Raw genomic sequence first — 14709 nt, forward strand, 5'->3', positions numbered from 1 at the left:
TCCTTATAAACAAAAATTTCTGCTGATTTTATCTAAACAAAACCAAAGTATTGCTTAAAATGAACATTTATATTTATAAGTTTTGTTGATTTTTTATTTAATTAAGGCTAAAATAGCCCCAAAATAAAAAATCGGTAAAACAAAAATGCTAACTAAAAATCAAATAGATGAAATTTTAAATTTTATCTATACAATGCCCGATGTTTTTTATGAGTGCCAAAAGCACTTGGATGAGGGCGACATCACTGCTGCTATAGAGCTTTTTAGGGGTGACGAAGTTTTTAAAGCATATTTTACTACAGTTATAAAATTAGGAGATTTTGCTCCTAAAAGTTGGTCAAGAGATATCTATTCAATGGCATATATGGTTGGCATAGATAACCTAAAAATGATAATTTGCTCTTATTTTGTTTTTATCAAATCTCCAAAAAGATATAAAAATTTTGGTGTAAATTTATACTCGATTATGGAGTTTAATGCCAAATTTCTATCTGACTGGAGCAAACTTCTAAACTACCTTGGACTAAAAAATCAAAAAAATTTATTTCTAGCTGCCTACGCGCTCATTCTTCTTATATTTTGCGAGCTGATCTTTTTGAAGTATCCACACTCGCTTAAACATATCGTTGGTTTTTCTGATATGAGCTTTGATAGGATTTTGCAGCGAAGGTTTGACATTTCGCTATTTGGAGTACTTTTAAAGCTTGCAGGATGGGATAGCGACAGGCTCAATAGAGAAGAGATTTTGGTCTTAAAATACTTTAAAATTTTGCTCTCTTATGAGGCAAGCACTGCTAAATTTTTTGACTTTGGTATAGATAGGATCACCGATGTTAGCGTCCATGCTTCGGCTGATATGGTTATAAATTTAAAAAAGGCTCTTAGAAAATGAAAGTAACTTTTGAGGGCTCTTTGGCCATAGTTAGGCCATTTGGATTTTTAGAGGTTAATATCACCCCTTCAAGCATCAAAAAGGCCGAAGTAGAGCAAATTTGCGCAAGGCAGATAAGTGCCATTTTGCTTTCATTAAAAAATGTCACATTTTTTAGCCCACTTTGGCTAAATAGCACGTGCGAGCATCTATCAAGCATCGCTAAGCAGATAGGCGCTGAGTTTGCAGTCTGCGACTATGATGATACTTTTTACGAGCTTGTGGCAAAGACTTCAAAAAATATTTTGAGATTTTCACTCTTTGAAAATGAAAGAGTTGCGACGCTATTTTTAAACGATACGCTAGCAGATAGTAGTGAAGCCATCGTGATTTATAACAAAAATGAGCAGTATAAAGACTACATCAACTCGCTTTTGGAGCAAAAGTGCTACAAGTGTAAATTTGTAAAAAGCGTGGAAGAATTTAATGCCGCCAAGCAAGCTTACAAATACACCATCAGCACCCTAAATCACATCGTTTTAGGCAAAAAAGAGTTTAGCACCTTTGTAAGAGGCGACGTCGTCATTTATAAGACAGTAGGGCTCATGGATAGCTCTTTTGTGCAGAATTTTGACTATAAATTTCACGAAAGATTACAAAAGATAGGCTTTAAATTCTTTGTTTTTTGGTCTGATTCGGTCGGTGCTTTAAATACCATAGGTGCTAGTTTTCTGATAAAGCTATCTGAGCTGAGCCAAAAAAGTGGCGGTATATTGGCGATTTGCGGCTTAAATGAGGGCAACATCTCAGAGACACTTGCCTCAAATTTAAAAGCGGCAAAGATACTTTTATATAAAAAGATGGATGATTTTTTCAAAGATGACTCGACGCTCTATTTTAAAAAGCGCCTTATCGATATTGAGCCTACAAAGATGAATAAAAACTTAGTTGAGTTTTTGCCACTTGTGATCTCAAGTATCACAGACGTGCTCTCGCCTTTGATAGAGAGTGAAATTTTATGCCTTGACGCAAAGATTAGCAACTTTAATGTAGAGGGCGAAAATGACTATTTGCGGGCTTGCGTGCTCTTTTATGGCGACGTACAGATGAGAATTTTGCTTGGTGTTAAAAAGGACAAGCTTGGTAAAATTTGCTCTATTTTTTCAGATAATGGCGATCTAGAGTGTGGCTGTTTAAGCGGATTTTCTCAAATTTTTAGTATCATTGCAAGCAAAATTTTAGATATTTTCATCGAGAGAAATTTAAAGGTAAAACTTAGCAACTTTAAATTTTTCGAAAATGAGATGTTTTTCGACAGAGCAAGCAGTGGAATTTTTGCCACATTAAATGCAAAAGAGAGCCAAACTGGCGTGATTTTTATAAGTAAATAAGGATTTAAAATGTACGTTGCACCTAGTATTTTGTCGGCTGATTTTGGAAATTTAGCAGCTGAGATAAGAGCCATTTGCGAGGCTGGGTGCGATCTGGTGCATGTTGATGTTATGGACGGGCATTTTGTGCCAAATTTAACCATCGGACCAGTCGTGGTAAGTGCCGTTGCAAAGGCTGCTACAAAGCCACTTGATATTCATTTGATGGTTGAAAATAATTCTTTTTTTGCTGACCTTTTTTTGCCGTTAAAGCCAAAATTTCTAACCTTTCACATAGAAGAAGAGAAGCATCCAATGAGGCTCATCGATCACATCAGAAAAAATGGCGTTAGCCCTGGTATCGTGCTAAATCCGCACACGCCAGTTAGTGCGATCGAGCATATCATAGATGAAGTCGATATGGTGCTATTAATGAGCGTAAATCCTGGCTTTGGCGGTCAGAAATTTATGCCAGTCGTGCTTGAGAAAACAAGGGCGCTACGAGAGCTGATAGAACGCAAAAATGCCAAGTGTCTCATCGAAGTAGATGGCGGCGTAAATGGACTAAATGCGCCTGATCTTGAAGAGGCTGGAGCTGATGTCTTGGTGGCTGGCAGCTATATCTTTTCATCAAATTCATACGAACAAGCCATTCGCGCCATAAAGCTTGAGTTTTGAAACCAAAAAAACAGCGTTTAGAAAATAGCATTGAAATTTTAGCTAGGCAAAATTTAGGCTATCACGAGTTTATCTTGAAATTTAGTGATATCGAGGAAATTTCATCGCTCATTGACGTGCGCGACCTTGATATGTGGCGAACTCTCGGGCTTGACATCACTAGAAATGAAAGCAACGAGATCGAGCTTGGCACCAGATTTAGAGATATTAGCGAGCAGGAATTTTGCGTCGTAGATATCGAAACGACTGGTGGCACGACAAATGGCCAGATCATCGAAATAGGCGCTATAAAAATGAAAAATGGCACCGAAATAGGGCGCTTTGAAAGCTTTGTAGCAGCTAGTGCGGTGCCTGAAAATATCACAGAGCTAACTGGCATAAGAGCAAGCGATCTAGTCGGTGCGCCAAATTTGCTAAACGTGCTGGAGCGGTTTAAAGTTTTTCTTGGAACTAGCGTCTTTATCGCACACAACGTAAATTTTGACTACGGATTTATCTCGCATAGTCTAAATGAGATCGGCCTTGGCATGCTGCTAAACAGAAAGCTTTGCACCATCGATCTTAGCCGCCGAACAATAGCTTCGCAAAAATACGGCCTTGGCTCGCTAAAAGAGCTCCTTGGCATAAACAACACCCATCACAGAGCCCTAAATGACGCGGTAGCAGCGGCTGAAATCTTTAAAGTCTGCCTCAAGCGCCTACCTTTTAGCATCCAAACGACAGAGGATCTCATAAGCTTTAGCAAAAATGCCCCAAGCGTAAAGCTAAAACCAGAACCAGTTTTAAAAGCTTTGGAATAGGGCTGGTTTAAATTTAAGCCACTTGGCTGGGGATTTAGAAATTTGATTTAGCTATGACCCATTTAAACGAGATCGTCTATCTTTTCTCGGTTTGCGATCATTGTGCTTTTCAAAACGCCACGATCTATCCGTGCGCACGCCGATCTTTGCAAAATCTCCTAAAACAAAGTTGCCATTGTGATAGATTCCTCGTGAATGCTAGTTTTTGCATGTGTATAGCCAAGCCGTCGCTACTGATGACGTATTTTGCTAGGCTGGTTGCTTTTGTAGCTAAATTTAGAGTTTGTGCCAATGTGAAAATTTATTTTCGTTAAAATTGCTAGCTAAATTTGGAGTCAAATTTAGCTAGAAACTAAAATTAGTCTTTGGATTTAAGATTTAGGATTTATGGTAAAAATGGCTTTTAAACTTAAATTTAAAAGCCATTTATCTTTTAGCTCTCTTTTAAAAGCTTGCTTGCAAGCATGTCAGCTTTTGCTTTGTCGGTGTCTTTTTTGACGGATTTGTAAATTTTAGAGATGTAGTTTTCTAAAACTTCGTGGCAAGAGATCACTTTTTCGCCCTCGCGTCTAGCTACTTTTGTGTATTCGCCGTTATTTTGTAGCTCAAATGCTAAGTCATTATCACTTAGCTGAAGCTCTAAAATTTCAAGCAGTCTCTCTTGCAGTCTTGGCTCAAAGATAGGTGTCATGAGCTCCAAGCGGCGCTCTAAATTTCGTGGCATCCAGTCAGCGCTTGAGATGTAAATTTTTGGATTAGCGTGCTTAAAATATAAAATTCTAGCGTGCTCCAAATACTTACCGATGATCGAGCGAACTCTTATATTTTCGCTTTTGCCTTTTACGCCAGGCCTTAGTCCGCACACACCCCGAACGATCAAGTCGATCTTTACGCCTGCGTTTGAGGCGCGACTAAGCTCGTTTATCACGTCTTCGTCTATTAGCGCGTTCATCTTAGCGATGATCCTGCCCTCGCTGCCTTTGCTAGCCTCCACTCTTATCTTTTCGATGATGCGTTCTTTTATCTGAAAGGGCGACATGCTAAGGGCGTTTAGACGACGGTTTTTGTTATATCCTGAGAGGATGTGAAAAAACGAGGTCGTATCTTGGCTAAATTCCTCTTTGCTGGTAAATAGGCTAACGTCAGTGTAAATTTTTGCTGAGCTGCCATTGTAGTTGCCAGTGCCAAAGTGCATGTAAAATTTAAGTTTATCACCGATCTGGCGGATCACTTGGCTAACTTTTGCATGGACTTTAAAGCCTGTGATACCATATATCACGTGTGCGCCAGCATCTTCAAGCGCCTTTGCCCAGTGCAAGTTGTTTTCTTCATCAAACCTCGCTTTTAGCTCGACCATCACGGTTACTTGCTTTCCGTCGCTTGCAGCGTCTATCAGGCTTTGAATGATCGGTGAGTTTTTATCGACCCTGTAAAGCGTCATGCGTATCGAGATCACCTTTGGATCTTTGCTCGCTTCTCTTATAAAGCTAACGACTGGATCAAAGCTCTCAAATGGATGAACTAGCAGCACATCCTCTTTATCTATGGCGTCAAAGATCGAGACGCCATTGCCAAATGGAGGCAGGGTTTTTGGGGCGTATGGTGGGTTTGCTAAGTGGCTAAAGTTCTTGCTCCCAGCTATCTCCCAAAGAGAGCTAAGCGTGAGCGGGATGCTTGAAAAGTAGATATCTTTATGAAAAATTTTCATGTGAAAATTTAAAAACTCTAAGATATCAGCGTCTGCATCTTTATCTATCTGCATACGCACAAAAGCCCCTTTTCTACGAAGCTTTAGCCCTTGCTCAAGTATCATCATAAAGTCATCCGCCTCTTCTTCTTCGATGACGATATCAGCATTTCTTGTCACTCTAAAAGCAGCCGAGCTAATGAGCTTATATCCTGGGAAAATTTCTTCTGCGTGGCGGTGCACGATCGTTTCAATCGGCACAAAAACGTTGCTACTTGGCTGGGTAAATCTTGGCAATACTCTTGAAATTCTTATCATGCCGTATTTTAAAATTTCAGGGTGCTCGATGTCAGCAAGCTTAACGGCGAGCGAGAAGCTAAGGTTGTTTAGGTGCGGAAATGGATGTGTCGCATCAACAGCGATAGGCACGATAACTGGCAGGATGTTTGAGAAAAAATACTCGTCGCATTTTTGCTTTAAACTATCATCAAGCTCGTCATAGTTTTTGATAAAAAGACCCTCTTTGCTAAGCGCATCAACGGTGCTTTTGTAGTGGCTTTCAACTAAATTTTGCTCATCTTGAAGATATTTTCTGATCTCACGTAGTTGATCAAGTGGGCTCATGCCATCGCTGCTACTTGTCGTCACTCCAGCTGCAAAAAGCTGCTTTAGACCAGCTACTCTTATCATATAAAATTCATCAAGATTTGTCATATAAATGGCTATAAATTTTAGCTTTTCAAGTAAAGGTATATCCTTTTCACACTGAGCGAGCACCCTTGAGTTGAAGCGTAGCCAGCTTAATTCGCGGTTGATAAAAAGAGTTTCATTTTCGCTCATCATTTTCTCCTTATAATTTTTGATTATTTTATGATATGTGCGGTTATAAAGTTCTTATTTTGTTAAAAATTTAGTTACAATAGTGCAAATTTTAAACATAAAGGTTTCTTATGTCGGATTATATTATATTAGTTGGCATTTTTGTTGTGGCGGTTGTTGTCTTTGCGCTTATCAAAAAGGTCTCTTTTTAGCCTTTAAATTTCTCCCACCACAAGTAGGCAAAGATGAGCCCAAAGCCCTTGACCTTGCTCTCGTCAAAGGCAAATTTCATCATATCTTCTCGTTTTATAAAAACTAGCTCGATATCCTCGCCATCGATGCCACCGCCTGCATTTACTTTCATGCTCTCATCGATCTTTGCGTAAAACATCGTTTGCATGTTGCCGCCAAAGCCAAAAGCGCCGTACGTCATCGTGATGCGCTCCATCTCTTTTAGCTCGTATCCGACCTCTTCGACTGCCTCTTCTCTAGCTGTTTGCTCTTCGCTTAGCCCCTTATCCATAAGTCCTGCGCAAAGCTCATAAGTAAAGCCTTGCTCGCTTGTTTTGATGTCTTCTTTTTCTTGCGAGTACCAAACGGCTGGGCGAAACTGCTTTACAAATAAAAATGCATCTTTTTGCTCGTGATATAAAAATATACTAACGCTATTCATCACTTTGACGCAGTCCCAGTCCCTTTGCAAGCCATTTTGTTTAAATTTCATCTTAAATGGCTTTAGGTATTTTGACTCACCAAGAGGTAAAATTTCTAAATTTGTTATAGTAGTATCCATTTTGCAAGTCCTAAAAAGCTAAAAAATCCTATCGCATCAGTAAATGTAGTAAGAATGACCGCCGAGCCAACGGCAGGATCGATGTTAAAGCGCCTTAGCGTCAAAGGTATGATCGTGCCAAAAAAACCAGCAAAGAATAAATTTGTAACCATACTAAGGCCAATAACCACGCCAAGCATGCCTTTGTCAAACCAAACAGCGGCGATCACGCCCATGATAGCGCCAAAGATGAGGCCATTTACGAGTGAGATCGTCACCTCGCGCTTTAAAACGCTCTTTGCATCTTTAAATTCTATCTCGCCAAGTGCCAAACGACGAACCGTAACGGCAAGTGCTTGCGTGCCAGTGTTGCCACCCATTGAAGCAACTATTGGCATAAGCACGGCAAGTGCGACGTAAGCTGCGATCGTCTCATCAAAAAGTCCGATGATAGATGAGCTAAAAAGTGCTGTTAGTAAATTTATGCCAAGCCAAACCGCACGGCCACGACCCGCTTTAAATAGCGTATCGTCTTCTTCTGACTCGTCATCAACGCCAGCTAGGTTATAAATTTGCTCTGTTGCGCTCTCTTGGATGTAGTCGTGGATATCATCATACGTGATACGACCTAGCAAAATTCCAGTGCTACTTGTAACTGCGATAACGTTTAGATCGTACTCTTGAAACATATCGGCGACATCTTGCATGAGATCCATATCGTTTGCCATGTGAGGTTTGTAGTGGTCGATCTGGGTTGATTCGATATTTTGTTTTAGCGTCTTTGTAAAGTCAAAAAGGATGAGATCTTCAAGCGGGATGGCGTATTGCAAGACGCTATTTTTATCGATGATGAAAAGCTGTGAGACGTTTTCTAGTTTGCCTTCTTGCTTCTCTTGCCTTAGTCTTGCGACTGCGCTGCCAAGCTTCTCTTCAAGATGAGCTGAAAATAGCTCTGTTTGCATGTGCGCACCAGCTCTATCTTCGTCATAGCTTCTAAGTCTTAAAATTTCGTTTTGATTTTCTTTATCTAGCTCGTTAAAAAGCTCTCTAGCCTTGTCCTCATCGATATCCTCGATGTATTGAAGTAGGTCGGTCGCATCGTCACTCTCTAGCTCTTCAAGCGCTTCTACGATCTTTTCAGCTGGGAGCGTGTCGATCACGTCTTTTAGCATGTGATCAGGTAACTCTATCGCCACATCACCCAAAATTTCAGGATCTAGCTTTTCAAGGTACTGAGCAAAAAGCTCTTCATCGTGCTTTTTAAGTGTTTTAAGATGCTGGGCTAGCTCGTAAGCAGAGAGCTCACCGTCTTCTAAATTTTCATCTAAGTGCTGATCTATCAGCTCTTTTGCTTCTTCTAGTTCTTGGCTCAAGTTTTACCTTTAAAAATCTATTACGTTAGGGAAAAATTCCACCTTGTGATACTCTTTGTCGTTGCTTAGAGCTTGTCTTATCAGCTCATCATTTCTATTTATGACTGCTTTAAATTTAGCCGACTCTTTTTTATCTTCTATATTTTTTACGACCTTGATGGCGCTTTCTGGATTGATCGGCTTGCCACCTAGATAGAGGCCAAAGTGCAAGTGTGGGCCAGTGCTCATGCCGCTTGTGCCAACGTATGCTATTAACGTGCCTTGTTTTACTTTAAGACCGCTTCTTATGCCCTTTGCAAAGCCATTTAGGTGGGCATAAAGTGTCTCGTAGCCGCCAGCGTGAGAGATGATGACGGTTCTGCCATAACCACTCTTTTGTCCGACAAATTTGACCGTGCCATCGCCTGCAGCCTTGATCGGTGTGCCTTTTGGAGCACCGTAATCAACTCCAAGGTGCGCTCTATATCTTTGAAGGATCGGATGCCATCTTTTTAGAGTGAAATTTGATGTGATCCTAGCGTTTGCAAGAGGACGAACGAGCAAAAATTTGTCATTTTTCTTGCCGTTTTTATCATAAAATTTATCTTCAAATTTATACATCACGTAGCGTTTATTTTTAGTCTCTATCATCGCTGCGTAAATTTCAGGCGTGCCAAAAGAGCGCCCCATGCGTAGTTTTTGATTATAAACGATAGCGATCGTATCGCCTTTGTTTATCTTTTTAAAATCAATCCCGCTGCCGCTAAAAACCTCTTTAAAACCAAGCGCTAGCGTGCCAGAGCCAGTGTAGTCAAAGATATCTTCAGAGACTGATTTATCTACTTTTAGGTCTAAAGCTTTGTCTTCGCTTTGGTATAAGATCGGGATAAACTCAAGCTGAAATTTACCCTTATCATCTCTATAAATATGTATCTGAAGCTCGTCGCTAACGGGGATGAGGGCTTGCTTAACCTCGCCGTTATCGTCTTTATAAATTTGATATTTTGTGCCAGCGATGATCTCTTCTGTTAGCTCTTGATCTTCGCTTGCTAGGTTGTAGTAAAGTGAAAGTGGAATTTTGTTTGTCTCTAGGAAATTTAAAAAGCTGCTGCCATTTGGCCAACTAAGCTCATCGACAGTTGGTTTTATGGCATATAAATTTATACATAATATTGCAAAAATCACAAAAATACGAGGCATCGATATCCTTTTAAAAAGCTGGAATGGATTTTAACTAAAACTTGCTTTAATTTTGCAAAAGATAAAGCATTTTAGGCTATAATCGCTCTAAAAATTTAAACTTAGGAGATATTTTTGAAACGTATAATCGTGATTTTATCGCTGTTTTTTGGCTTTGCTTTTGGGGCTGATTTTTCTTTAAACGAGTATAGAACTCCTCTTATTAGCGTCGAGAGTGACGGCACAGCAACGATAGTTGATAGTCCTGAAATTTTGATCGGATCAAGCGGTGTTGTGCTTCATAAATTTGACACTGATAGCTCTATCATCGCAAGAGTGAGCGTTGTCTCTAAAAATGCCGGCTTTGCGAAGGTTAGATTTGAGGTGTTTGACCTGCTCGAGCAAAAGGCTCTCCCACTCCCTGGCATCGCACCTGCAAGTGGCGATATAGTCGTGCTAAACTACCTTTATAACCGCTCACTAATCGTCGTGCCAAATAAAGAAATTTATGAAGAGGTTTTGGGCGCATTTCCTAATATGATATTTATCCATCCAGATCTTGTCGGAGCATACTTAAGCTACGAATACAAGCCAAATCCAAGCAGAGATGACTTTAGAAAGATGTGCGCTCAAAGTGCAGCTGGACTTATCTTTGTCGCGATGGATGGTAGAAGCGTTTTTGCTGATTGTCAAAGCTTTAAGGTGCTAAAAGAGTTTAAAACTGGCGAGGTTGAGTACTATCAACTACCATTTTATACAAGAGTTAGCGACATAGACACTGTATTTTGGAAGCTAAATAGCGAGCACATCAACAACTACGACGCTCACTACGAAAAACTTTTTGAAGAAGACAACTGATAAATGAGCCGTTTGTCCTTAAGCAAGAGCGATTTAAAGAGTGGTTTAAATTTGCTAGCTGCTCTTAAGGACAAAGAGCTCTTTCACTACGCAGCAAGCCTTAGTTTTCACACGATCTTATCGATCATACCGATACTTCTCATATCGTTTTCTATCTTTACAAAGCTGCCTAGCTTTGAGGATTATTACGCCAAAATTCAAGACTTTGTATTCTCAGCTCTTTTGCCAAGCAACCAAGAGATCATCTCAAACTACTTGCAAAATTTCCTCCAAAATAGCGGAAATTTAGGCATAGTTGGCTTTGTGGCGATGATATTTACTTCGGCTATGTTTTTTAGCGATTATGAATACGTAGTCTTAAAAGTGACAAGAGCTAGCAAGGCTAGGGGATTTTGGTCAGCACTTAGCTCGTACTGGACGCTCATCACGCTTGCGCCACTCGGACTTGCTGGCAGTTTTTACCTCTCAAGCCTTGTACAAGAGATGCTAAACTCGACTAAATTTACAAGCTGGATAAATTTCTTAAGCATCGTGCCATATCTCATCATCTGGGTGATATTTTGTGTCACATATCTCATCTCTGTAAATGACGAGATAAAATTTAAAAGCGCGTTTTTTAGTTCATTTGCCGCCTCGCTCGTTTGGTATCTTGGCAAGTCAGCCTTTGTCTATTACGTCCTTTATAATAAGACCTATCTAAGCGTCTATGGCTCGTTTTCAGCTGTGCTTTTCTTCTTTGTCTGGATCTACATCTCGTGGATCATCTTTTTATATGGGCTTAAATTTTGCGCCTATCTCTCAAATAGCTCTAAATTTAAAGGATAAATTTATTGCCAGCTAGCAATTTTAAATTTACCAGCTAGCAGAATATGTAATATTTTACGTTAAATTTTATCTATCTAGCGTTTAAATTCGCAAATTTCTATCTTGATATCAAGCTCTTTGCTAAATTTACTAACAGCCTTTTTAAGCTCGTCTTTGTCAAAGCAGATAAGATCAACATAAGAGTGCTTAGTGCCAGTTGCTGCACCCATGCATTCGCAAAAAGTGCTAGTTTCAAGCTCATCTTCTATCTTAGTTTTACTATCAATGCCAAACTGCACATCGCCGCCGTGATGCAGGACTAAAAAGCAGAAATTTATACCAAGCTCGTAGGCTTCATTATAGATATCGCTTTTGCCGTCATAGTATTCATTTAGCAGTGGGATTAGGCTTGTATATCCCATAAAAACATCATCTCTTAGCGCGTCTGAGCGGGGCTCTAGCTCATAAAAGCTAAACTGCTTTAGTGGCTCGCTCGAGGCTTCTTTGCCAAATTTATCATCTATAAGATCAGCAAAGTCAGTAAGCGCGACGCCTTTTTCTCTTGGCTCATCTACGATCTCAAAGTCGCCAAGCGTGTTTATCATCGCTGTCTCGCCAACAACGTTGTCACAAAGTATGAAAGCTAGCGTGTAGGCCTTGTTTTCATCTTCGCTTTTTAGCTTACTCAAAGTTTCGTTGTATAGGTACATATCCACGCTTTTTTCTTCAAAATTTGCATAGACCATGACCTCGTTTGCATCAACACTCACGCCATACATCTGTATAGTGGCCACTTCGCGTGGTGCACGTTGCTTGCCTAGCGTGCAAGTAAGCTTTGCCTCATACTCTTTTGGCATGCGTGATTTGATAAATTTAAGCCAAAAAAGCCTATATTTCATCCCCTCTGGTGTTAGCACTAGATCTATCTTGCCATTAACAAGACCTATCATAAAAGTTGGATCGACTAAACATAAATTTAGCGCCTCTTCAGTCATTTTGCTCGCTGTTTCGTAATTTTTATCTTCTAAATTACGCTTGATGACGTCTAAATTTTTACCAAGTTCGCTCCAAAATTTATCAACCCTGCTAGCAAAACTTGAGTTGTTATGATGTGAAAACTCCATATTCTTTCCCCCTTTCAAAAGACTCTACATTTCTTTGCGTATAAATTTTCATCGATGGAAACTCTAATGCACTTAGTTTATCAAAACCAACTTCGTTAAAAACGCAGCCTGTGTCGATATCTGCGCTATTTTTATAAAATTTTACCTCTTTTACTGGCGTGTGACCATAGACGTTAAATATGCCACTAACTTGCATCTCGTCGCCTCTGCCTGAGAGCAGGTGCCTTTTAAACTCTTCGCTAGCATATTTATCGTTTCTTAGCTCCCACATATTGCCAACGGCTGAGTGAGAGACGACTAGATGCTCGCCATTTTGGGTTTTGTACTCTTTAAATTCCAGATAAACAGGCCTGCTTTCTAAAAAATCCACATGCCTTTGCTTAAACTCCACGCTTTGCCCAAGATAAGATCTATACGTCGCTTCGCCGCCGTTTCCAAAGAACCAGCTCCTATCAAATGGCACTTTGTTGTTTAGAAATTCAAATTTATTGCTAAGTAACCTTCGCTCGTGATTTCCCATTACCATTTTATAGTCATTTTGCATGATAAGCTCGACCACGTCGCAGCTAAAAAGCCCCCGATCTATCACGTCGCCAACAAAGCAAATTTGAGATTTTTCTTTGTTTGGAAACTGCTTGATAAGCTCTAAAAGCGTGTTAAAACAGCCGTGAACGTCGCCGATAATGTAAATTTGCTCGCTCAAATTTTCTCCTTTGCGCCAAATTTTAGTCTATTAAACTTAAAAATAGAGATTGTTATTTTGCTGATAAATTTAGAAAAAAAATTTATTTATGAAATTTAAAGAAGTAGGGGAGGCTAAACCCCCTAAAATCATTGTGCGTAAAAGCCGCTAACCTTGCCGGTGAGATCTATCATGATGTTTTTCATCTGAGTGTAGTGCTCAAGGATGATCTTGTGTGTCTCGCGGCCGATACCTGAGTTTTTATATCCGCCAAATGGGCTGCCTGCTGGGATTTGATTATAAGTGTTAATCCAGACCCTGCCAGTCTCCATAGACCTTGCGACGCGAAGTGCTTTTGTGATGTCTTGCGTGAAAATACCGCCACCAAGGCCGTATTCGCTGTCATTTACCATTTTGATAAGCTCGGCTTCATCTTTAAATTTTATGACAACGCCAACTGGTCCAAAGATTTCTTCTTGGGCCACTCTCATATCGTTTGTCACATCAACTAGCAGCGTTGGCTCGACAAATGCGCCCTTGTCGCAACCATTTGCGGTGTAGGCTTTGCCACCGACTGCTACTTTTGCGCCTTCTTTTTTGCCGATCTCGACGTAGTTTAAGATTTGCTCAGCTTGTTTTTTATTGATCTGAGAGCCCATTTGAGTCTTAGGATCTAGCGGATCGCCAACTTTTATGGTGCTAAATTTCTTAACTGCAGCCTCGATAAATTTCTCATAAAAGCTCTCTTCTACGAAAATTCTCGATCCCGCGCAGCAAACTTGACCTTGGTTAAATAAAATTCCAAGCTGAAGGCCGTCAAGCGCCTTGTCTAAATTTGCGTCGCTAAAGAAGATATTTGCGCTCTTGCCGCCAAGCTCAAGTGTGGCTGGGATGATACGGCGAGCCGCAGCTATGGCGATATCGCGACCGATCTCGGTTGAGCCAGTAAATGCTAGCTTGTCAAGGCCTGGGTGGTTTTTGATCCACTCGCCACTCTTGCTACCTCTGCCAGTTACTATGTTTATTAAGCCTTTTGGCAAAATTTTATCTATCAGTCTAAATAGCTCAAGCACGCTTAGGCTTGTCTCGCTTGAAGGCTTAAAGACGCTCGCATCGCCTGCTGCGATCACTGGAGCTAGCTTCCAAGCTGCCATTAAAAATGGAAAATTCCAAGGCACGATCTGACCTACGACGCCTATTGGCTCGCGCAAAACGATAGAGAGTTGCTTCTCGTAAAGCACGTTTGCGCTGCCTTCTTTGCCCATGATAACGCCAGCAAAGTACCTAAAATGCTCTGCTGCAAAAGGGATATCGACATTTAGTGTCTCACGGATTGGCTTGCCGTTGTCCATGCTTTCAACTTTTGCGAGGTGCTCTTTGTGCTCATCGATGATATCAGCGATCTTGTTTAGAAGCTTTGCGCGCTCGCTAACTGTGGTGTGTTTAAATTTATTAAAAGCTTCACGTGCAGCACGAACTGCGTCATTTACATCTTCTTCGGTAGCGTCAGCGATCTTTGCAAGGTGCTCGCCGTTTGCTGGATTTTTGGCATCAAGTGTAGCGCCGTCTTTTGCGTCACGCCACTCACCATTTATGAAAAGCCCGTATTTTTCAAGTAGTTTCATACTTTTCTCCTTGATTAAGATTTTGTAAAAGGATTATAATATTAATAAAATTTATCAAAAATAAATTTTGGACATAAATTCTCTTTTT

Annotated in this window: 13 protein-coding genes; 6 read left to right on the plus strand and 7 right to left on the minus strand. The window is 40.3% G+C overall.

Features of this window, described 5'->3' with window-relative positions; translation table 11 throughout:
* The first annotated feature begins 145 nt into the window (after positions 1-145).
* The 4 genes from CVS91_RS03370 to CVS91_RS03385 are packed head-to-tail and all read left to right on the plus strand — an operon-like array spanning position 146 to position 3719.
* The gene (locus tag CVS91_RS03370) at positions 146-892 is read left to right on the plus strand and encodes a hypothetical protein (RefSeq protein ID WP_107830296.1); all 747 of its coding nucleotides are present in this window, start codon (positions 146-148) and stop codon (positions 890-892) included.
* A complete protein-coding gene (locus CVS91_RS03375; protein WP_107830298.1) occupies positions 889-2262 on the plus strand; it encodes a prephenate dehydrogenase in 1374 nt (457 codons plus the stop codon). The genes CVS91_RS03370 and CVS91_RS03375 overlap by 4 nt, the downstream gene beginning before the upstream one ends.
* Positions 2263-2271: 9 nt before the next feature.
* Positions 2272-2919: a ribulose-phosphate 3-epimerase gene (gene rpe, locus CVS91_RS03380; protein ID WP_009293926.1), complete on the plus strand. Its 648-nt coding sequence runs from the start codon at positions 2272-2274 to the stop codon at positions 2917-2919.
* Positions 2916-3719 (plus strand): 3'-5' exonuclease, encoded by an 804-nt coding sequence (locus CVS91_RS03385; RefSeq protein WP_107830300.1) that lies wholly within the window; start codon positions 2916-2918, stop codon positions 3717-3719. The genes rpe and CVS91_RS03385 overlap by 4 nt, the downstream gene beginning before the upstream one ends.
* A gap of 433 nt (positions 3720-4152) precedes the next feature.
* Here the strand turns inward: CVS91_RS03385 and CVS91_RS03395 are convergent, their stop codons facing one another.
* From CVS91_RS03395 to CVS91_RS03410, 4 genes are all read right to left on the minus strand, one after another.
* Complete coding sequence (locus tag CVS91_RS03395; RefSeq protein WP_258034049.1) at positions 4153-6270, minus strand: RNA degradosome polyphosphate kinase; 2118 nt, start codon at positions 6268-6270, stop codon at positions 4153-4155.
* Between the two features lie 163 nt (positions 6271-6433).
* Entirely contained in the window at positions 6434-7018 is a 585-nt protein-coding gene (locus CVS91_RS03400; RefSeq protein ID WP_103636879.1) for an NUDIX domain-containing protein, read from the minus strand.
* Positions 7003-8370: a magnesium transporter gene (gene mgtE / locus CVS91_RS03405; protein ID WP_103606976.1), complete on the minus strand. Its 1368-nt coding sequence runs from the start codon at positions 8368-8370 to the stop codon at positions 7003-7005. The genes CVS91_RS03400 and mgtE overlap by 16 nt, the downstream gene beginning before the upstream one ends.
* A gap of 9 nt (positions 8371-8379) precedes the next feature.
* Entirely contained in the window at positions 8380-9549 is a 1170-nt protein-coding gene (locus CVS91_RS03410) for a peptidoglycan DD-metalloendopeptidase family protein (protein ID WP_107830302.1), read from the minus strand.
* Positions 9550-9663: 114 nt separating this feature from the next.
* On the opposite strand from CVS91_RS03410, the gene CVS91_RS03415 reads away from it, so the two are divergent.
* Together CVS91_RS03415 and CVS91_RS03420 are read left to right on the plus strand one after the other, a co-directional pair.
* Positions 9664-10386, plus strand: coding sequence for a plasminogen-binding N-terminal domain-containing protein (locus CVS91_RS03415; RefSeq protein WP_002942758.1), 723 nt, complete (start codon positions 9664-9666; stop codon positions 10384-10386).
* 3 nt (positions 10387-10389) lie between these two features.
* Positions 10390-11211, plus strand: a complete 822-nt coding sequence (locus CVS91_RS03420) for a YihY family inner membrane protein (RefSeq protein WP_002942744.1) — start codon at positions 10390-10392, stop codon at positions 11209-11211.
* 74 nt (positions 11212-11285) lie between these two features.
* On the opposite strand, the gene CVS91_RS03425 is transcribed toward CVS91_RS03420, so the two are convergent.
* The 3 genes from CVS91_RS03425 to CVS91_RS03435 form a co-directional block, all read right to left on the minus strand.
* Entirely contained in the window at positions 11286-12314 is a 1029-nt protein-coding gene (locus CVS91_RS03425) for a hypothetical protein (RefSeq protein WP_107830304.1), read from the minus strand.
* Positions 12295-13017 carry a metallophosphoesterase gene (locus CVS91_RS03430; protein ID WP_107830306.1) on the minus strand — a complete coding sequence of 241 codons (723 nt, stop codon included), beginning with the start codon at positions 13015-13017 and terminating at the stop codon, positions 12295-12297. Before CVS91_RS03430 ends, CVS91_RS03425 begins: the two co-directional genes overlap by 20 nt.
* 128 nt (positions 13018-13145) lie before the next feature.
* The gene (locus tag CVS91_RS03435) at positions 13146-14621 is read right to left on the minus strand and encodes an aldehyde dehydrogenase family protein (RefSeq protein WP_107830308.1); all 1476 of its coding nucleotides are present in this window, start codon (positions 14619-14621) and stop codon (positions 13146-13148) included.
* Between the last annotated feature and the right edge of the window lie 88 nt (positions 14622-14709).

The organism is Campylobacter concisus (assembly GCF_003048985.1).
Lineage (GTDB): Bacteria > Campylobacterota > Campylobacteria > Campylobacterales > Campylobacteraceae > Campylobacter_A > Campylobacter_A concisus_AY.